Source organism: Thalassospira mesophila, from assembly GCF_002115755.1.
Taxonomy (GTDB): Bacteria; Pseudomonadota; Alphaproteobacteria; order Rhodospirillales; family Thalassospiraceae; genus Thalassospira; species Thalassospira mesophila.
This window is the reverse complement of sequence record NZ_JFKA01000008.1, coordinates 128,293-147,367: the sequence shown is the minus strand read 5'-3', so window position 1 is coordinate 147,367 and position 19,075 is coordinate 128,293. Positions and strand designations below refer to the sequence as shown.

Below are 19,075 nucleotides of genomic sequence, written 5' to 3'. Positions count from 1 at the left end.
GTCGTAAAACAAAACTGCACTGACATCACAGTTTTAAGCCCCCTTTTGCGTGTTTCCTCATGCGTAAAAGGGGGTTTTTACGCATTCGGGCATTTACAGCATGTTTTATATGCCCGATAAAATCAGCGCTCTCCGGTTCATATCCCAAAATCAGGCGTCATCGAAAATGTCGGTATCATCCCCATGTGTTGGCATTTGCCAGCTAGACACAAACGGCAAGGTTTGCACCGGTTGTTTTCGCACGATTGATGAAATCGGCCAATGGCGCACAGCCAGTGACGGCCTGAAAAAACGCATCTTGAAAACAGCACGGGACCGCCAGGCCACAACCGGATCCTGCAAAAAAGCCTGACCACCTGGCATCGGAATAAGGCACCACCCGCCGGGCGACGATACCGCCAATGGCTAAAGTATATTTCCTTTAAGAACCCTTGCCTTTAATCCGCATTATATTGCACATCGGTGGTAATGCTGGCCAGGCTTGCAGTTATCGGCACAACAATTCGAAATGTTGTTCCTTCATCCAGCACACTGTTAACTGTGATTTCGCCCATCAACACGCGATTAACCACATTTGCCACCACGCTTAACCCCAAACCGCTGCCGCCACTGTTCCATTTGGTTGACCAGAACGGTTCAAAAATGCGCTCGCGGAATTCTTCGGGAATGCCAACGCCATCGTCGGCCACTTCAATGCAAATCGTTTTTTCTGACAGTTTAAAAGCCCGAACCGATATCGTTCCTGATTTACGCCCGACAAAAGCATGAATTTTGGCATTTTGCAGCAGGTTTAAAATAATCTGATCAATCGCACTGGGATAACTTTCCATTTGCAAACCAGCCGGGCAATCCTTGCGCACCACAATGCTGGCTTTGCGAAATTCCGGGCGTACTGTTTCAAGCAACGAATTTAGCACATTTCTCAAATCAAACTGCCGCCGTTTTTGCGTGCTTTGGTCAGTGGCCGTCCGTTTAAAATGGCCAATCAGGGCGATGGCACGTTCAATATTGGACTGAACAATCTTGCATCCATCTTTAAGGTCGGCAAGATGCTGATCCAGTGTGCTGCGTTTTATTTCCGACGATTTAAATGCTGTCGTCAGGTCATCGACATCTTCGGACAGAGCAGAAACCGTGGTCAGGGCATTGCCAATTGGCGTACGCAATTCATGCGCCACCCCGGCCACAATACGTCCCAACGACGCCATACGCTGTACTTCCTGCAATTGCACGTCTACACGTTGCTGAATTTCACGGGATTGCTCACGTTTTATAACATGATAGGCCAATATCCATGACAAGGTCGCGCTCAGCAAAAACCAGATCCCGATAAAAATAAAATCGCGTGTTTCGGGGGAGAACAAACGGCTTTCCACCCTGGTACTGCCCAAAATAATCAGGTTTTCATCTTCGACCCTGCGACTGGTTAATCCTCCACCTGCAACAATACCCGCCAGCGGTAGACGTCGAACGGTAAGAAGCTGACCGTCATACTCAAAAACGCCTTCACTTTTCTGTTTTTTTAGCAATTCCCACAAAGCAGGATCACTGGTTGCCAATGACGTGCCACTGCCCGTCATAAACCCCCAAAGTTCACTGGTTTCTTTTCCTGCAAGCCAGTATCCGTCGTTGTTAAGAAGAGCGGTGTCAATATTACGTGGCGCAAAATGCCCAAACTCGGTCAGCATATCCGCAGCATCAATATTGAAAATCAGGTAACCTTCTATAACACCGTTTTTATCAGAAATCTGTGTAACCAGCCGAACAGTCGGTCGCCAGGGCAGTTCGATCGTGCCATTTTCAACATTCAGATCCAGAGGCGAGATATAAATCTCGTTTGCCATAAGTTTGCGGGCACGCTTAAAATAATAACGGTCAGATTTATTTTGTAATTTGTTTGCCGGGATATTGGCAGCACGATTACCAATACGATCAACCCGAATAACTTCCATGCCATCCTTTGAAAGGATGCGGGCCTGAAAAATATTCGGCAGCTGATTGACAATAACGGACAAATGCAACGCAGCACTGTTTTCCTCTGTCCGGAACTTTCGAATGTCATCTGTTTCAGCAGCAATCAGTAATTGTTGTTCGAAACTGATAAAGGCATTGTAAAGCAGGTTTTCGCGGCGGTTGGTAATGCGTTCAAGTGCCAGTTCGCTATCTTCGCGCAGGGAATTCTGCTCTGCTTGTGTCCAAAAGAAAACGCCTGCGGCCAATATCACGGAACATAATGTAAAAATAAGGCTAAACAGCCACCAGAAATGCAGTGACAGAAGCAACGAATGAAAGCTGACCGCCCGTGACAGGACACCTTCCTGGGCGCGTCTGATCATTCCCCGACGGACGGTTGTCATTGATTAACAACCTTTGCCATATCCCAATTTTGTTCCCAGGTCATAAAATCAGCCTCCGTCATGGGGCGCCCATACAGAAACCCCTGCACAAACTTTACACCTATGAACCGCAATATCTGGTGCTGTTCAACCGTTTCCACACCTTCAGCCAAAACCTCCAGCCCCAGATTATCGGCAATTGTCTGGGTTGAAGCGGCAATACTTTGCCGTGCGGTCACAACCTGAAGCGGACTGACAAAAGACCGGTCAATTTTCACTTCATCAATCGGCAAATGATCAAGATAGCTAAGCGATGAAAAACCGGTACCAAAGTCATCAAGCGACAACCGGAAACCGGCATCTTTTAGCTTGTTTATCGCTACCAGCGCATCGCTGGCCCCGTGCACTGCGAAACTTTCGGTGATTTCAAACTGCAATGTCGCAGGCGTTAAATCCGCGTCGCGCACATTCTTCAGCAATTGCGGAATAAATTCTTTCTGATTGATATCGGATACCGACAGGTTCAGGGAAACGCGAATTTCAGGCAATGCCTGCGCCTTGCGTTTGGCCACAAACCGCCCCACGGCCCGTAATGCCTGAAATGTCAGTTCGGAAATCAGCCCGCTTTTTTCTGCCAGCGGAATAAAGTATCCCGGCGACACCGGGGTCCCATTAAATGTCCAGCGTGCCAGCACCTCGGCCCCGATCAGCGCGCCACTGTTTAAGGCCAGCTGGGGTTGAAAGTGAAACTGGATATCGCCGTTGCGCAGAGCATCGTGCAGCCCGCCGCGCAACTGCACCGAACGGGCAATGTTTTCTTCAAGGTCGGGGGTATATAGCATGGCGCGGCCCGGTGTTTTTTGCGTCGCGCGCAACAATGTGGTGCGCACGGCCCGGTCAACCGCAACGGATTCATAGTTTTTCACCCCTTCGCGAACCACCCCGATGGTGGCCGACAGGGTGATGTTATTGTCATCAATTACAAATGCATGATCAAAAACCGACGACAGGATAGCTTCGCCAATCGTGCAACTTTCATCAATAACGGCAAGGCGAAACTCGCCCAGACGGGCAACAAAAATATCCTTGCCGATCATGACTTTCATACGTGAATGAACCGCCAGTATCACCCGGTCGATAAATTCCATGCCAAAGGCAACGGCAAATTGCGGGGCTTCGTCAATGGCAACAAGGGCGACATGGCAATCCTTGTTATGAATATCGATGATATCGGAAAGTTTGCGGAAATAGGCATTATGATTGGGAATGCCAAGTTTCTGATCAACAAAGGCCAGTTCATCAAGCCGATTGATCAGGGCCAGGTTTTCAAAACACAGGGCCAGATTGCCCGAAAACAGCCGCAACAGGGAAATTGAATCTTTTTCAATGCCCCCGGCATGTTCAAAATACACCAGTAACTCGCGGTCCTTGTTGGCGGCAAATCGCATGGCAATGCTTTTGCCGATCAGAACCGGTTCATGATCATTAAAGGGAAGGCGGCTGAGGGCTTCAACATCAATGCCCGGCAGGCTGGCAATATCCAGACCGATCTGTTCGCTAAACCGCCCAAGGCCGGCAATAATCGGCAATTGTTTAATGGCACTGTCGTCACCCTGGGCCGGGCCGATTGCGCAAATGGCCCCTTCGGGTTCCAGATGCAGAAGCGCGGCAAGCTGAACCAGCACCCCTTGGGCAAACAGATCGAAGCTGCGGCGATGATAAAGATCGCGCGTGCTTTCAATAATCAGTTCAAGCCCGGAACGGGTTTGTTCCAGCATGTTAATGTAATCATAAGCACGAATGGAGGCCGTCAGGGTTGTAATCAGGCGGGTGCGGGTTAGCTCGTCCTTGGTGCGGTAATCATTGATGTCGTAATCGCGGATAATGCGGCTTTCGGGGGCATAACCAGGGTGCCCTGTTCGCAAAATAATGCGCGGTTTATGATGGCCCTGCTCACGCAACTGGCGCACCAGTTGCAAACCGGCATGTTCTTCTTCCATCACCACATCAAGCAGCAACACGGCAATGTCGCTGTTTGCATTAAAAACGCGGTTGCCTTCCTCGCCCGAATAGGCGTGGATCAGTTCAAGTTTGCGGCCCAGAATTGTAACCTTGCGCAAAGCAAATTCGGTTGCCTCGTGAACATCAACATCATCATCAACAACCAGAATTTTCCACGAAGAAACACATGTGCTGGCGGGATAAACAACAATGTCCTCCCGCGATACAGCCTCGTCGCCCGGTTCATCAAAAATGTGAATAATGTCGTTATGTTCGCTGGTCACGTATCCCATTCCCCTTAAAACCACCAACACACTGCCATCGGCAGTCTGCCAAACATTCAACTCAAACAGGCACGTCTGCATTGTCGGTGCCTGTCTAAATACACTGTTATCCGTAGTATCCCCTGTGTTCGATACTATGCCGGGAAAAGCGGGATGCAAAACATCTTTAAGCTAGCAAAAACCAACCTTGCGTATAATCCATCTGCAATCCCTATGCTTTTTACGACATTTCAACTGCGAATATTCCCCTTAAACCCAGTATAAAAATTTACTTATATGGAGATCGGGACGCATCAACGGTTTAACAACCATTCGATAGATTAAAATTTTAAATAAACGCTTTAAAATTGCGTATACCTTTTGTCATCGCAACCGGGAAAGCAAACTGTGAAACAGCCATCCGACCAGCCTGGAAATGACACAACCAGCTTACGCCGCCTGATGCGTAATGCGCACGGAGCAACCCTTGCCACCCTGGCTTGCAAGCATGGCCAGGTTGAAAATGGCTGGCCCGTCACATCCATGGTACATCCGGTAATTTATATCGACGGAACCCCGATAATCCTGATTTCGGAACTGGCTGATCACACCCGCCATATTCATAACGATCCAAGGGTTTCACTGTTATTCAGGCCTGCGTGCCCCGTTGCTTCAGCATCGCCCGTTAACCCGGGCACGGCATCTTCGCCAACGCCGCCCGCACCCCTGACCGCTACCCAACGATTAACCGTATTTGGCACCGCCACACGTACTGACGACGATTTTTTACGACGTTATTATCTGGCCTGTCAGCCCGATGCCGCCCTTTATGCCGGTTTCGGTGATTTCGGGTTTTACCGGGTCAATGTCGTGGCGGCATATTGGGTGGGTGGTTTTGGCAAACAGCGGCGGTTACGTGGCGACCAGCTGGTTCGTCCCGATACTGGCGAACTGGCCCACCACCATGATGACCTGGTTCACTACCTTAACAGCACGGCACAAAACCGGATTGATCAGATTGTGGCGCACAATACCCGCCCCGGCGGCGACTCCGCCACCGGCTGGAAAGTGGTCACAATCGACTGTGACGGCATGAATTTGACCTGTAACGATACAGTCTTGCGAATCGATTTTCCTCATACAATAAGCAGCATGATCGAGGGGCAAAAGATTCTGGTAGAAATGGGTCAGAAACGGCACAAAAAACCGACATAAAACGGCAGATTTCCGGCATTTTTTGCATATACGAACATGGCATTTTCACATTCGGAAAACGGGGGGCAAAATGCGGGTTATTTGCCCAAAGCAGCGGTTGCTTTTGCCATGTCATTGTAACAATATGTCGCAATGTCAGGGACCCACCCCACGGGACCCTTGCATATCAAGACATAAACCCCAGACTTCTTGATCCCACTAGGAGAGATCTGTGCTGCAATCAGGACCCGTTGTCAGCCGTGTAGGCCTTGAAAAACATGGCCTCAAAAATCTTGGCGCCGTTCACTGGAATTTGGACGCTGCCGGACTTTATGAACATGCCATCCGTCGTTCGGAAGGCAAAATTGCCAAGGGTGGCGCCTTTGTTGCCCTGACCGGCGAACATACCGGCCGTTCCCCACAGGACCGCTATATCGTCGAAGAAGAATCCGTTAAAGCCGATATTGACTGGGGCGATGTAAACCGCCCGGTTTCCCCGGAAGTATTTGAGCGCATGTATCAGAAAATGCGCGCATATTTTCAGGGCACCGAACTGTTCGTACAGGATTGTTACGCCGGTTCCGACCCGCAGTTCCGCCTGCCGGTGCGCATCATCAATGAAAATGCCTGGCACAACCTGTTTGTGCGCAACATGTTCATTCAGCCGCCCAAGGAAGACCTGCGCGATTTCGATCCCGGCTTTACCATCCTGCATGCGCCCGGCCTTCAGTCTGACCCCGAAGTGGACGGCACCCGTTCCGAAATCTTTGTTATGGTCAGCTTCGAGCGTAAAATGGTGCTGATTGGTGGCACCTGGTATGCCGGCGAGATGAAGAAATCGATTTTCTCGGTTCTTAATCACATTCTGCCTGCCAAAAACGTTCTGCCAATGCATTGTTCGGCCAATATTGGCCCCAATGGCGACACCGCCATTTTCTTTGGCTTGTCGGGCACGGGTAAAACCACCCTGTCGGCCGATGCATCGCGCACCCTGATTGGTGACGACGAACATGGCTGGGGCGAAGATGGCGTCTTTAACTTTGAAGGCGGCTGTTATGCCAAGGTGATCAAGCTTTCGCGTGAAGCCGAGCCGGAAATTTACGCCACCACCGAAACCTTTGGCACGGTTTTGGAAAACGTTGTCATGAACAAGCAAACCCGCGAGCTTGACCTTGACGACCAGCGCCACACCGAAAATACCCGTTCGTGCTACCCGATCGAATTTATCCCCAATGCGTCGGAAAATGGCCGTGGCGGCCACCCGAAAAACATTGTCATGCTGACCTGCGATGCCTTTGGTGTTTTGCCGCCAATCGCAAAGCTTAGCTCGGCCCAGGCGATGTATCACTTCCTGTCGGGTTATACCGCCAAGGTTGCCGGCACGGAAAAAGGTGTCAAGGAACCGACCGCCGCATTTTCAGCCTGTTTTGGTGCGCCGTTTATGCCGCGCCATCCGTCGGTTTATGCCAAACTGCTGGGCGAACTGATTGAAAAGCACGGTGCCGATTGCTGGCTGGTTAATACCGGCTGGTCCGGTGGCGGTTTTGGCGAAGGGGCACGGATGAAAATCGGTTATACCCGCGCTTTGTTAAACGCCGCCCTGAATGGCGAGTTGAACCACGTACCGTTCGCCACCGACCCGTTCTTTGGCCTGACCTATCCGACCGAATGCGGCGATGTACCGGCCAAGGTATTGAACCCGCGTGAAAGCTGGTCGAACAAGGCTGCCTATGACAAGGCTGCTGCAAATCTGACCGCACGTTTTGAAAAGAACTTTGCCAAGTTCGAAGAACATGTGAATGATGCAGTGAAAGAAATTGCCATTCGTAACAGCGCCGAAGTTAAAGCTGCCGAATAAGGTTGATTTCAACGAATACCGAAAGGGTCGGCCCCAATTCGGGCTGGCCCTTTTTTTATGCCGTCCAAATACGTTAAGATAAAAAACGGTTCGCAAAGAAACCGCCAACAGGGCCTTGCAAGACAAAATTGCCGACAAATTTATTTTGGGGAACTGGGATGACAGGGTATCGGATACTCAAACTGGGCATCGCCGCAATGGTGATGGCGGCCTTTTACGCGTCAACACACCCGGCGCACGCGGACGATACACGCCGATCTGTCACAATGGCCTGCAACCCTTTTCCGCCTTCAAAAATAGACGAAAACATCCCGCTTCCGGGATATGATGTTGAATTGCTCCGTGCGGCCTTTGCCGTGGGAAACCTGGCCCTTGAAACCCCGTTTTACCCATGGAAACGGGCCTATCTTTTGGCCGAGGAAGGCCGGGTTGACGGGCTATGTTCGTGTTCCTACACAGTCGAGCGCGAACGCGACATGCTTTATTCAACCGAACTGGGGCGGGTGCGGATCGGCTTTTTTTCCATTGCCGGGCATATCGCACAAAACATCACCAGCCTTGCCGATGCGCGCGACCTGAGAATCGGGGTTGTTGCGGGCTATAACCTGGAAAATGCCGCCGAAAATGCCGGGCTAACGGTGATTACTGCCAACAGCGAGCAAGTATTGCTGGGCATGCTTTATAACAACCGCATCGACATGATTTATTCATTTCGCGAACCGGTTCTGGTCGCCCACAAAAAACGCGACACCCTGTTTTCACTTCAATATCATGAAGTTAGCCAGGCCCCGTATTATAGCTGCATTTCGCGCCGGATCGACGATGCCAGATCGTTGTTAAACATCCTTAACCACGGGATCAGCACCATTCGCGCCAACGGCGTGTATCACAGCATTCTAGAAAAATATGGCGTCGCCGATATTACAGATATCAAACAGCCAACAGCCTGGATCAACTGACCCCCGGTCAATCAGGTGCAGGGATCAGCGCAAATAATCAAACAGCGACAAATCCGAAACCTTTGCCACGGCTGAATAGGATGCCTCAAGCTGTACCGACAAGGTATCAAGCTTGACCATTGCTTCGGCGATATCGACTTCGGACAGGTCCGACACCATGCTTTCGGCGGTAAGCTGGAAATCTGTGTGCATATCGACCACCGATTCAAGTTCGGAATGGACTGAAGACATCCGCGATTGCTGTTCGCCAATACCATCAAGGGCTGCGTTAAGCAGGGTGGTTGCTTCGGCCAGGGCATCGTCGTCAATCGGGTCGGTGCTGGCATTGGCCACAATGTTAAGCGCCCGCATGGCATTTTCAAACGGGTCCATATCGGCCGTAATGCCATAATCCACCGTCATGCCATCGGCCACGCGGGCGGATGCCACATCGTCATTGCCGGCATAATATGATGTGTCGGTGGTAGAGGGCACCGTAATTGCCCCATAGCTGGCACTGTCGACCGAAACCGGCAATGTGTCGGTGGCGGAACCGGCATAAAGATAGCGGCCTTCATATTGGGTATTTAACAAAGTCGCCATGGTAGCAAGGGCGGATGTTGCCGAATCATCAAGGCCAATCACAGAACTTGTGCCACTGCTTTGGGCGGCGGAAAGATCAGTCAGCATGTCGGTTAAAACCTCGGTCATGCTGGTCAGGCTGTCATAATAAACATCCACCCGGCCCTGAATGCTTTCGGCGAGATCGGCATAACTTGATGCCTGTGAAATCTCGGCGGACAGGCTGGTCAAGACATAAGCCTGATCGGCAACCCCGGCGTAATTGGTGGATTTAATCCCGGTGGTGCTTTGTTCGGACGCGCTGTTAAGCTGGGTCTGAACATTGCGCATCTGGGTGATCAGGGACTGTTGCATGGCGGATGTGGAAACTCTCATGAAATCAAACCGTTACTGAACCATTTCCAACAAGGTATCCATCATCGATTTGGTAATATCGATCACAGAAGCGGCGGCGCTATAGGCACTTTCAAGATTGGTAAGCGTCAGGGCTTCTTCATCAAGATTCACCCCGTACTGGTTGGAAAAGCTTTCCACCAGATCGCTATAGGCGGCATCGGCGACATCAGCATTTGTTTGGGCATCGGATGTTTGCCGGGCCACGTCAGATAATATTTCGGATGCATAATTAGACAGGCTGGAGGATGTCGCCCCCATCCCGCCCGCAGCGGAAAAGGACTGATTTTCGTCAAACATGGCGGACAGGCTGGTGGCAACATCGGCACTGCCCACCGCAATCACGCTATCGCCCACGGCCAGCGCACTGTCGGACGATCCACTGCCCGACGGCAGCAACGACGGATTATCGCGCCAGGCCGAATTTAGCGACATGTCAGCCGCAGAGGTGCCGGTGAACATGTCGTTAAAGCCGAAATAATCGGAAAAACCCTGATCATCATCGCCAATGACGGCATCCATATTGACGATGGCAACATTCACATCGTCATTGGCCGCCGCAATCGTCAGGGTGCCATCCGTATTCAGGGTGGCGGTCAAATTGCTGCTGGCATTGATGGTATCGACCAGATCCTGCACTGTCGAAATGGTCGAAAGATCAATATCGAGGATCTCGGCGGCATCGCCATTGTCATCGGTGGCGACCAGCCGCACCGTGCCGGTGCCCGAAACCGCATCACCCGCGGCCACATCCTGGCTTGAGGTCAGTTCATCGGCCCCGGGATAGGCCGTACCCAGGTTGGTAATGGCATTGACACTGTCCATCAGGGTGACGGCCAGATTATCAAGCTGGTCCTGAATATCGGGCAGGGTTTCGTCGCGCAGTTCGATCAACCCGCCCAGCGTGCCCCCGTCAATCGAGGATGTCACCGCCTTGCCATTAACCGTAATGTCGCCAAAGGTGGTATCGGCACTTACGGCACCGGACGGGGTATAGGACAACTCGTTGACCTGACTTCCGACAAGCTGGGTGCCGCCAAGATAGATCTGGGTCTGGTTGGTTGAATCGGTAAAATAGGTAACATTAACCAGTTCCGACAGATCATTGATCGCCTGATTGCGCGCATCGGTTAGCTCGCTTGCGGCAACCGTGCCGGTATCCATGCCGGTCAGTTGTTCGTTATAGGACTGGATCTGATAAAGCAGATTATTGACCTGTTCGACCGTTTCATCAATTTTCTGGTCGGCATTGCCGCGTTCGCTTTGCACCGTTTCCGACAAATTATTCAAACTGTCGGAAATGTCTTCGGCATCGGCCAGCACCAGCGATTTTTGCGAGGTGCTGCTGGCATTTGATGCCAGGGTTGCCAGCGATGTTTCCAGGTCCGTGATCAGGGTCGCGAGCGAATCATCTTCGCCGACAGTGCCAAAGGCCGAACTGACCGTGGTCAGCGGATCGGTGAAAACATCGGCATAGCCGCTGTCGGTGGCCGAACTGCTGATGGATTTTAAAAGGTAATTATCCACCGTGGCGCCCGTCGCCGTAACATTGACCCCGGTCGTTGCCCCGGCAAGGGTATTGGTGGCCAGACTTTGGGTTTTGGCGGTGTATCCCTCGACCGAGGCATTGGCGATGTTGTTCGACGCCACCGCGATGCCGGCCTGGCTTGCCTGAAGCGCGCTTAGCGCGGCTGTCTGGGCGGCACGAATGGACATGGAATCTGCCTTTCTATCGTCGGTTTCGGGAATTCGGGATTAAAGTTTCAGGTTCAAAAGAACGTGGGAAAAATCGCTGGCAAGGTCGCCATCGCGGTCATAGCGGGTGGCACTGTCGGGGCGCACGGCCAGCCATCCGGCACGAATACGTTTCAAACAGGCATCCCGGCGCGCCAACAGGCGGGTATTGTTGCGATCCAGCTTCTTTTTAAGGTCGCTAACCATAAAATAGCTGTCGTTAAAACAGGCCAGCGGGCCTTTGACCGATATGCGGGCAAATTCGGCTTGCATCGCGGCCTGCAGGCTGTTTTGCAATGCAACCTTTTCGGTCGTGATATCAGGCAGCAGGTCGTATTGGGCCTGTTCCAAAATACGCCATTCCACATCCAGCAACGTATCAAGCCGGGATAAAATATCGGGCAAGCTGCCGGCAATGTCCGTGCTGGTGGCGGCGGTATTACTGGTCGGCGATAGCGGGGTTTGGGCCGGATTATTCATCGTTCGTCCCCTGTGCTTAATTCACTGCCGAAAGCAGCGTGTCATACATATCCGAGGTGGTTGAAACCACCTGGGCGGCGGCCGAATAGGCCTGCTGGGCGATAATCATTTTGGAAAATTCGGTGGTGGTATCGACGGTGGAACTCTCGAGCGAATAGCTGGAAATATCGCCCGTGCCGCCATTGCCCGGCGTATTGAGCACATAATCACCCGACACATTGCTTTGCTTGAAAACCGTATCGGAATAGGCAGTTAACCCGTTGGGATTGGTAAAATCGGCCAGAACTACCTGATAAATCGGCCGGGTAGAGCCATTTTCGAACGTTACCGACACCACGCCATCGGCGGAGACGGAGATCGAGTCCACTTCGCTGTAATTGCTGCCATCGCTGGTAACCGAATACAGCGTCATATCGCCATCGCCATCCTTCGATGACGATTGCTGCAAGCCATCGGTGCTGCCTGCGGTACCAAGATCGTTGGTAATCGTGCTGTCATTGGCCCCCGAGGTCCAGCCCGTGATCGACAATGTCGATGTATCGGTAACATCGGTGCCGGTGCTATCAGTGACGCCGGTAAGATTGCCGTTACCATCAAATGCAATGGTCAGCGGCCCGCCCGATGATGTACCGGTAACCGTGGTGCCATCCGATGTTAAAACCGGGTCGCCATAGGTTAGCTCCCACTCATTGGTCGCGGTTTTTTCATAGCTGTAGGTCACAGTGTTACTGGTACCAAGTGAGTCAAATACTTCGACATCAACCGAAAAACTGTCGCCGACTTCGGCATCGGCGGGCAAGTTCATGACCGTGGCAATGCTCGACGTCGCATCGGCGGTGCCGGTCAGTTCATTAAGGTTGATGGTGGACAGGGCCGAGGTGGAACTGGGCACGGTCCCCGTTGCCGGGTCGCCGTTTTCATCAACCGCATAGCCCATCAGATAATAGCCCGAGCTATTGACCAGATTACCTTCGTCGTCGGTGTCAAAGTCGCCCGCACGGGTGTAATAAACATCGCCGCTTTCATCGGTGACAACGAAAAATCCGTCGCCGGAAATGGCAAGGCTGGTGACATCTGAATCCGACTGGACCAACCCTTGCGAACTGATATTGGTCAGCGTGGTGGTGGTCACCCCGTTGGCATAGCCCTGGGTCGAGGACCCCGGCGTTGTCACCAGCGAGGAAAACGATGCCGCACTGTCCTTATACCCGACGGTGCCACTGTTGCTGATATTGCCCGAAATGACCCCTAGCGAGGTGGATTGGGCATTTAGCCCCAAAACGGCTGAATTCAGTGCGCTGCTCAGGCTCATGATATCAATCCTTCACATCAGGAAACGGTTTGCGTGCCCTGGACATCGTCCAGATCGACATCAACGCCATTGACGTACAAAACGGCGTCGTCCCCGGTCAGGTCCAGGGCGGACACCACACCGGTCATTAATGTTTGGGAATCGACCGCATTGCCGTCGCTGTCTGTGGCTGTGACCGACAGGGTATAAACACCCGATGTCGCAACCGACCCGTCGCTTTGCGTGCCATCCCAGACAAAGTTGTTTGATCCTTCGTCACCGGTGGTGGTGGTTTGATACACCACGTTACCGTCTTCATCAGACACGCTGAGATTGACGCTGGCGGCATCGTCATCAAGGACGAAATACCATTCGGCTTCCCCGTCTTCGAGCGGCGCACTGTCGCCAAGGGCAACAATGTCGGTGCCCAGATATGATTGCGCTGCCGAATTTTCGACCACACCCTGAAGCGACTGCAACGAACTGCTAAGATCGGTCAGCAGGGAATTATTCTGCTCGGCCAGGTTAAGCTGCTCGAAAGTGGCAAGCTGGGTGGTGATTTCCGATGTGTCTTCGGGATCGGTCGGGTTCTGGTTTTGAAGCTGGGTTAACAACAGCGTCATATAGGTGTCGTAGGTCGATGATGTGCTGCTGTCAGTATCGGTCGAGCTGGTTGTGCTCGACGCTGTCGTGCTGCTTGTTGACGAGGCCGCACTTAAAGTGCTGGTTGTCAGACCGCTCAGGAAACTCATCACCGCCTCCGGGAAATAACATGATCAGGGATCGCTTTGTTGATTTCACGGTTGGGCGGGCAAAAACTGGCGCATAAATTTCAATTATTTGCATCAGGCATAAAAAAGAGCGCCAAAGCGCCCTTTTTAAATTCTCCAAACCCCGGTTACGGGCCGGGGGGCGGCCCTGGCCGTGACAGGGGCGGCGTGTTAATCGCCAATTGATAGCGATCATCGGGCGACAGGCGAATGGCCATGCGCGCCATATGATCCAGAACCGTGGAAATCTCGCCGCTAACCGTTTCCGCAAACAAATGGAAGGTATTGGTGATTTCACTATCTTCGGGATGTTCCTTTAACAGCACCTTCGCCATATGCTGGAACAGGCCAGCTTCGCGGTTTTTGGCAATCAGATCCATGACCGGGCCCATTTCCTGATCAAAAATGTCCTGTCCCTGCGGCGACAGGCTTTCTCGCAGACGCTTCATCATGCGCAGGGGCGGCGGGCCGGGATGGCGGTCGTCAAATTGCGGGGCCTGGCGTTCAAAGGGCAAAATAGAGCCATTACCCGCAAAATAATTGCCTGCCAGCGCGCCCAGAATAAACAGGTTCAGCGCCATCGACGCCATCAGCAACATGGCAGTCGATGTCGGTTTGCGACGATCATTTATCATTTGGTTTTTTCCTCGGCGCCATCCGTCCCGGTTTCATCACCGGTTCTGTCATTATCTGGCAGGGCCAAATCGTAAAGATGCCTGTCCACGATCCGGGCAACCGGAAGTTCATCGGCTTCGGCCATATTGGAAAGGCCCTGACGCGCGGTAAACGTCACCCCGAAAACAAACCCGAAAACCACGCATAACACCATCCCCACCGCCGAAAGCACATAGGTGCGCGACACATTCGATGCGGTTACGGGCATATCAGGGCGCGCGGTTACACGGCCCGCTGTTCCCGCAATGCCATCGCCTGGCGCCAGATGGTGATTGTGTAAAACCTTGCGCGGCGATCCGGGTGGAACATGGCGGCGCGCGGTCTCGGCCGGTCCCGGTTCGGATAACGGTGCCCGATGATCTGCCGACAAATCGGTCATCGGTGCCTTGTCGGCCTCCGTTCCGTTCTGCCGGTAGTCATCATCATTATTATTGTCATCGTCATCACCAGAGGCGGCTTTGCTTTCGGCGGCTTCAATGGCGCCAAAAATATCGTCAATCGCCTTGTGCCGCCCCATCGGTACCGGGTCGGCGGCAAAGTCATCTTCCAGGGCATGCAGATGCCGGATCAGTTCAGCTGCTTCGTCATTCTGTGCAACGAACCTGTTGCCTTCCTGGCGAAGCGGCTCTGGCCAGGACGAAATGTCCCACCCGTGTTGATCCAGCAAGTTTTCAAATTCGCTGATATTCACTGGTCACCGCTTTTTTCATAGGACGAACCTACCTGTTCGAACATTTCGATAAGAATAGCGCTTACAGAATATTCTTCAATTCTTCCCGTAAACGTTTTCGTGCCCTTTTTAGCAAAGATTCCATTGCATTTACCGATATGCCAACGATTTCGGCTGCCTCCGCATTGGAAAGTTCGCGATCATAAAACAGATTAATGGCAATTTGTTGTTGGTCCGAAAGCTTTTTGACTGCCGCACGCAGCCGGACAAAGTCCTGATGTTGCGACAGTTTTTCCACCGGTGACATCGCATCATCCGGTGTTTCTTCTATTTCAACATTTTCCACCGGGCGGGGGCGGCGTTTAAAATCGATCACCCGGTTAACAGCCACCCGGTAAAGCCAGGTTTTAAACTTGGCCCCATCCGGTCGCCATTGCTCCCGATGCAGCCAGACGCGCACAAAAACATCCTGTGCGACATCTTCGCAATCCCCCGATGGCAAACCCATCCTGCGCGCGATGCCCTGAATAGGGCGATAATACCGCTCTACCAGCACCCGGTAAGACGCTTTGTCACCGGCCACAACCCGCGCAACCAATGCCTCGTCGCTTAACGCCGATAACGCGGCATTACGCGACACCGCTTCGCGGGCATGGTTTGCTGTTGTCATGTTCTGGCTAAGGCCTGCGTCCAACGATGCCTCACAAAACCTGATTGAACCGGGATTTTTCCGGCAATTGCGATGGATTGGCCGTTTCCGAATTGCCCAAGGCTACCTGATTCCATTGCCGCGCCATAGCTTCGAGATGGCGATCGACATATGAATATCGGGTTTCCTGGGGAACATCACGGCCCGCACGGGTCAGAACACGCAACATGCGCGTATAAAACGCCATCAAATCGCGCGACAGTTCTGGTGCATCGGTCGGGGCGACCACCGCGCGCAATCCGCGCAGCTTGCCCAGCACGATCGAACGTTCCCGAGTCTCCTCGTCAAACTGCCCCTCGGCGCGGTGTTTGCCCGCCTGACGCAAATGCTGGCGCACCCGCGTAATTGCCAGCACCATCATCGTCATCGGTGATGTTGTGCGCAGCGCATTGTTATACAAACTGCTGGCCCCGACAAACGCGCTCAGCGCCGGGCGCTGGGGCTGCACATCGCGGGATCGGGACTTGTTGCGGAGTTTCATTTTAGTCATCATTATTCCCCCATAGGGCCTGTAGCTGGTCGCGCAATAATTCCAACTGGTACATTTTCGTTTCGAGAACGGAATAACGGTCAATCAGCTTGGCCGCGTAATCATCGGCATCCTGGGTGATGTCGGAAACTTCGTCTTCCAGGTCGTCGGTCTGCTGTTCCAGCCGGTCGATCCGGTCGCTTAAAAACCCGTCCGATGTGTTGGTGTAATCATCGATGCTGTTTTTCAGGCCATAGGCCAGACCGGGCGTAATGGTGACATCAACAGACTCACTTGTGCTGCCGCCAAAATAAAGCGTCACCCCTTCATAGATCGACCCTTTAGCCCCGGTAATCTTGTTACCGCTAACGGTAAACAGGCTGTCGTCGCCATCGACATCGGCCGAGGCCAGACTGCCATCGTCATTGACGGTAATATTGATGGTAAAATTGCCGCTAAAGCTGCCATCGGCGTCATAAACCAGCAAATCGTCGGAACTGGTGTCAGCTTGCAGGGAAAACAGCGATGAAACGGTGTCAAAATCCGACACCAGCGCGTTTTCAAGCGTGTCGCTGTCAATCACCAGATAGTTGCTGTCGTCATAGGAAATGCCGATCGATGACAGCGACTGAAAAAGGCTTGAATCACTGCGAAACCCCAGCGCGTCATAAACATCGCGCGATACCGACGACAACAGATTATCGCCAAACAAAACCGCATCCTCATCGGCCCCGCTACCCGCGGTATAGGCCTGATTGGTCAGAACGAAACTGCGAAAATCGTTATAGGCATCCACAAATGTCTCGATTGCGTCATAGGCCGAACTGGCGTCGTCATCGACTTCAAGGGAAATTTTCGTGCCTTCTTCAGCATCATAGAGATACAGCGTCACACCGCTGATCACGTCATCAACCGTGTTGCTATTTCGCGTAACTTCCACCCCGTCGACCGAAAAAATCGCCGGTTGGGCGGCAATCAGTTCGTTGCTGTAACTGCCATCATCGCCGATCAGGCCAAGCGACTGCGCAACAGATGTATCTGCGCCAGCGGTGGAAAAATTGATTTCCTCGCCGGTATCGGCGGCCGATAAAACCAGCATGAACTGAGTATCGGAAATTTGCAAAACCGAGGCCGAAACGCCACTGGTCGATTTTTGCTTGTTGATTTCATCGGCAATGTCATCAAGCGACATATCGGCATCAACGCTAATATCCACACTGTCGCCATCGCCCAGCGCCAAACTTAAATCGCCCGCAACCCCGGCTGCATCGCTGGCACTGGTGGCCACGTCACCGGCAATTTTATGGGCCGTGGCGATCTGGCTGACTTCAAGTTCATAGGTGCCGGTTGTGGCGGTGTCATCGACCAGCACACCCACAACATCACTGGCCGTTACAGACCCGTCGGATGAGGATAAATACGCTGTTTTACTGACCCACACATCATCACGGGTGCTGGCAAGTTCGGCATCCGCACTCAGCGCATCGGCGGCATCTTCAAGGGCCCCGAGCAAATCCTGCAATTCCTGATAGGCAGCGATCTGAAGGTCGATATCGTCGATTTTGGCATCGATAACGTCGGCCTGGTCCATTTTGGCGTCGTAGGCGTCTTGCACCAGGGCTGCCGTATCAATGTCGGTCAGTCCTGATGTGTAGGAAGACGTTACATAACTTGACGATGAGGCAGAATTGACGGTCGACATAACCGGTTTCCTTGACGATGCCTGTGGCACATACCCGCAACATCAGGACCGCGCCAACCGGCGCGATCCTGTTATATTTGCGCCTATTGCATCAGGCGGCTGAGCTTTTCGAGATTGGAATTTGAAACCGACAGGGCCTGAATGGCGGAATCAAGTTTCACGCCCAGTTCGGTTTGCTGGGCACTAAGTTCGGCAACGTCGGCATCCATATAAACGCCCATTGCCGATTCCAGGTTGGTCGTTGCCGTGTCGATAACGTCGGAGGCAAAATCAAACCGGGATTCCAGCGCACCAATTTGTGCCCGGCCCGAAGAAACCGTTTGAATATCGGCATCAAGCGCGGTCAGGGCGGCAGCGGCATTGGTTGAATCGGTCAGGTCGGTACCAACCAGGGTCAAGGCACTGAAATCGGTGGACAGCGTGACCTGGATGGTGGCATTGGCATCAGAAGAATCGGCTGATACCAGAAAGCCTTCATCATAGGCGCCGTTCAGCAACTGGTTATCGAAATAGGTGGTCGATGCCACAGTCGAGGAAATCTGGGTTGCCAGATCCTGATATTCCGAGTCCAGATACCCACGTTCGGTATCGGTCACCGAGCCAGAGGCTGCTTCTGATGCCAGTTCGTACATCCGTTCAAGAATGTCCGAAACGGCCGACAAACCACCATCGGCGGTTTCCAGAATGGCATTGGCAATTTCAGAATTGTCGCCCGCCTGTTCCCAGGCAGCATAATCAACCGACATCGCGGTATAAACAGCAAGGCCAGAAGCATCGTCTGATGCAGAGTTGATGCTTTTGCCGCTCGACATTGCGGTCAGGACCGACGACATTTCGTCGTTGGTCTTGTTCAGGTTCGATACCGCCAGTGTAGCCGACATATTGGTGTTAATAGTGGGCATGACCCTGTCTCCTATATGGATATTGTGGATTTGACATACCTGCCAGCCGACCGGAATGCCGGCCGGTACAGATATCCACGCGGGAGACAGGGAAAACTGGCGCAATTT

At 52.6% G+C, this 19,075-nt stretch carries 17 protein-coding genes; 4 read left to right on the top strand and 13 right to left on the bottom strand.

Annotated features, from left to right (window positions below; all coding sequences use genetic code 11):
• Positions 1 to 100 precede the first annotated feature (100 nt).
• A complete protein-coding gene (locus tag TMES_RS16535) occupies positions 101 to 352 on the top strand; it encodes a DUF1289 domain-containing protein (protein ID WP_342746320.1) in 252 nt (83 codons plus the stop codon).
• Between the two features lie 85 nt (positions 353 to 437).
• Here TMES_RS16535 and TMES_RS16530 read toward each other — a convergent pair whose 3' ends face one another.
• Positions 438 to 2,336 (bottom strand): sensor histidine kinase, encoded by a 1,899-nt coding sequence (locus TMES_RS16530; RefSeq protein ID WP_158091256.1) that lies wholly within the window; start codon positions 2,334 to 2,336, stop codon positions 438 to 440.
• Between the two features lie 17 nt (positions 2,337 to 2,353).
• Positions 2,354 to 4,621, bottom strand: a complete 2,268-nt coding sequence (locus tag TMES_RS16525) for a putative bifunctional diguanylate cyclase/phosphodiesterase (RefSeq protein ID WP_158091255.1) — start codon at positions 4,619 to 4,621, stop codon at positions 2,354 to 2,356.
• Between the two features lie 387 nt (positions 4,622 to 5,008).
• Between TMES_RS16525 and TMES_RS16520 the strand changes: the two genes are divergently transcribed.
• The 3 genes from TMES_RS16520 to TMES_RS16510 all read left to right on the top strand — a co-directional run bounded on the left by TMES_RS16520 (position 5,009) and on the right by TMES_RS16510 (position 8,611).
• Positions 5,009 to 5,815: a HugZ family pyridoxamine 5'-phosphate oxidase gene (locus TMES_RS16520; protein ID WP_245835488.1), complete on the top strand. Its 807-nt coding sequence runs from the start codon at positions 5,009 to 5,011 to the stop codon at positions 5,813 to 5,815.
• Positions 5,816 to 6,026: 211 nt separating this feature from the next.
• Entirely contained in the window at positions 6,027 to 7,652 is a 1,626-nt protein-coding gene (locus tag TMES_RS16515; RefSeq protein ID WP_085584536.1) for a phosphoenolpyruvate carboxykinase, read from the top strand.
• Positions 7,653 to 7,810: 158 nt separating this feature from the next.
• Entirely contained in the window at positions 7,811 to 8,611 is an 801-nt protein-coding gene (locus TMES_RS16510) for a substrate-binding periplasmic protein (RefSeq protein ID WP_085584534.1), read from the top strand.
• Between the two features lie 24 nt (positions 8,612 to 8,635).
• On the opposite strand, the gene TMES_RS16505 is transcribed toward TMES_RS16510, so the two are convergent.
• The 11 genes from TMES_RS16505 to TMES_RS16455 form a co-directional block, all read right to left on the bottom strand.
• Positions 8,636 to 9,547 carry a flagellin gene (locus tag TMES_RS16505; RefSeq protein ID WP_085584532.1) on the bottom strand — a complete coding sequence of 304 codons (912 nt, stop codon included), beginning with the start codon at positions 9,545 to 9,547 and terminating at the stop codon, positions 8,636 to 8,638.
• Positions 9,548 to 9,559: 12 nt separating this feature from the next.
• On the bottom strand, positions 9,560 to 11,281 hold the full coding sequence (gene flgK, locus TMES_RS16500; protein ID WP_085584530.1) for a flagellar hook-associated protein FlgK: 1,722 nt from the start codon (positions 11,279 to 11,281) through the stop codon (positions 9,560 to 9,562).
• A gap of 39 nt (positions 11,282 to 11,320) precedes the next feature.
• Positions 11,321 to 11,779, bottom strand: coding sequence for a hypothetical protein (locus tag TMES_RS16495; protein ID WP_085584528.1), 459 nt, complete (start codon positions 11,777 to 11,779; stop codon positions 11,321 to 11,323).
• Positions 11,780 to 11,795: 16 nt separating this feature from the next.
• Positions 11,796 to 13,091 (bottom strand): flagellar hook protein FlgE, encoded by a 1,296-nt coding sequence (gene flgE, locus TMES_RS16490; RefSeq protein WP_085584526.1) that lies wholly within the window; start codon positions 13,089 to 13,091, stop codon positions 11,796 to 11,798.
• A gap of 17 nt (positions 13,092 to 13,108) precedes the next feature.
• Entirely contained in the window at positions 13,109 to 13,822 is a 714-nt protein-coding gene (locus TMES_RS16485; protein ID WP_085584524.1) for a flagellar hook assembly protein FlgD, read from the bottom strand.
• A 146-nt stretch (positions 13,823 to 13,968) separates the two neighbouring features.
• Positions 13,969 to 14,475: a periplasmic heavy metal sensor gene (locus TMES_RS16480; protein ID WP_085584522.1), complete on the bottom strand. Its 507-nt coding sequence runs from the start codon at positions 14,473 to 14,475 to the stop codon at positions 13,969 to 13,971.
• Positions 14,472 to 15,206 (bottom strand): hypothetical protein, encoded by a 735-nt coding sequence (locus TMES_RS16475; protein ID WP_085584520.1) that lies wholly within the window; start codon positions 15,204 to 15,206, stop codon positions 14,472 to 14,474. The genes TMES_RS16480 and TMES_RS16475 overlap by 4 nt, the downstream gene beginning before the upstream one ends.
• Positions 15,207 to 15,267: 61 nt before the next feature.
• Entirely contained in the window at positions 15,268 to 15,855 is a 588-nt protein-coding gene (locus TMES_RS16470) for a sigma-70 family RNA polymerase sigma factor (RefSeq protein ID WP_085584518.1), read from the bottom strand.
• A gap of 31 nt (positions 15,856 to 15,886) precedes the next feature.
• On the bottom strand, positions 15,887 to 16,387 hold the full coding sequence (locus TMES_RS16465; RefSeq protein WP_085584516.1) for a flagellar protein FliS: 501 nt from the start codon (positions 16,385 to 16,387) through the stop codon (positions 15,887 to 15,889).
• Positions 16,377 to 18,065 carry a flagellar filament capping protein FliD gene (gene fliD / locus TMES_RS16460; protein WP_085584514.1) on the bottom strand — a complete coding sequence of 563 codons (1,689 nt, stop codon included), beginning with the start codon at positions 18,063 to 18,065 and terminating at the stop codon, positions 16,377 to 16,379. The genes TMES_RS16465 and fliD overlap by 11 nt, the downstream gene beginning before the upstream one ends.
• 83 nt (positions 18,066 to 18,148) lie before the next feature.
• On the bottom strand, positions 18,149 to 18,967 hold the full coding sequence (locus TMES_RS16455; RefSeq protein WP_085584513.1) for a flagellin: 819 nt from the start codon (positions 18,965 to 18,967) through the stop codon (positions 18,149 to 18,151).
• Positions 18,968 to 19,075: the final 108 nt, after the last annotated feature.

What these genes read in the sequence shown, in the direction of transcription:
- TMES_RS16535 (WP_342746320.1), top strand. Translation starts at nt 101, where the DNA reads ATGTTTTATATGCCCGATAAAATCAGCGCTCTCCGGTTCATATCCCAA.
- TMES_RS16530 (WP_158091256.1), bottom strand. Translation starts at nt 2,336, where the DNA reads ATGATCAGACGCGCCCAGGAAGGTGTCCTGTCACGGGCGGTCAGCTTT.
- TMES_RS16510 (WP_085584534.1), top strand. Translation starts at nt 7,811, where the DNA reads ATGACAGGGTATCGGATACTCAAACTGGGCATCGCCGCAATGGTGATG.
- TMES_RS16505 (WP_085584532.1), bottom strand. Translation starts at nt 9,547, where the DNA reads ATGAGAGTTTCCACATCCGCCATGCAACAGTCCCTGATCACCCAGATG.
- flgK (WP_085584530.1), bottom strand. Translation starts at nt 11,281, where the DNA reads ATGTCCATTCGTGCCGCCCAGACAGCCGCGCTAAGCGCGCTTCAGGCA.
- TMES_RS16495 (WP_085584528.1), bottom strand. Translation starts at nt 11,779, where the DNA reads ATGAATAATCCGGCCCAAACCCCGCTATCGCCGACCAGTAATACCGCC.
- flgE (WP_085584526.1), bottom strand. Translation starts at nt 13,091, where the DNA reads ATGAGCCTGAGCAGCGCACTGAATTCAGCCGTTTTGGGGCTAAATGCC.
- TMES_RS16485 (WP_085584524.1), bottom strand. Translation starts at nt 13,822, where the DNA reads ATGAGTTTCCTGAGCGGTCTGACAACCAGCACTTTAAGTGCGGCCTCG.
- TMES_RS16480 (WP_085584522.1), bottom strand. Translation starts at nt 14,475, where the DNA reads ATGATAAATGATCGTCGCAAACCGACATCGACTGCCATGTTGCTGATG.
- TMES_RS16470 (WP_085584518.1), bottom strand. Translation starts at nt 15,855, where the DNA reads ATGACAACAGCAAACCATGCCCGCGAAGCGGTGTCGCGTAATGCCGCG.
- TMES_RS16465 (WP_085584516.1), bottom strand. Translation starts at nt 16,387, where the DNA reads ATGATGACTAAAATGAAACTCCGCAACAAGTCCCGATCCCGCGATGTG.
- fliD (WP_085584514.1), bottom strand. Translation starts at nt 18,065, where the DNA reads ATGTCGACCGTCAATTCTGCCTCATCGTCAAGTTATGTAACGTCTTCC.
- TMES_RS16455 (WP_085584513.1), bottom strand. Translation starts at nt 18,967, where the DNA reads ATGCCCACTATTAACACCAATATGTCGGCTACACTGGCGGTATCGAAC.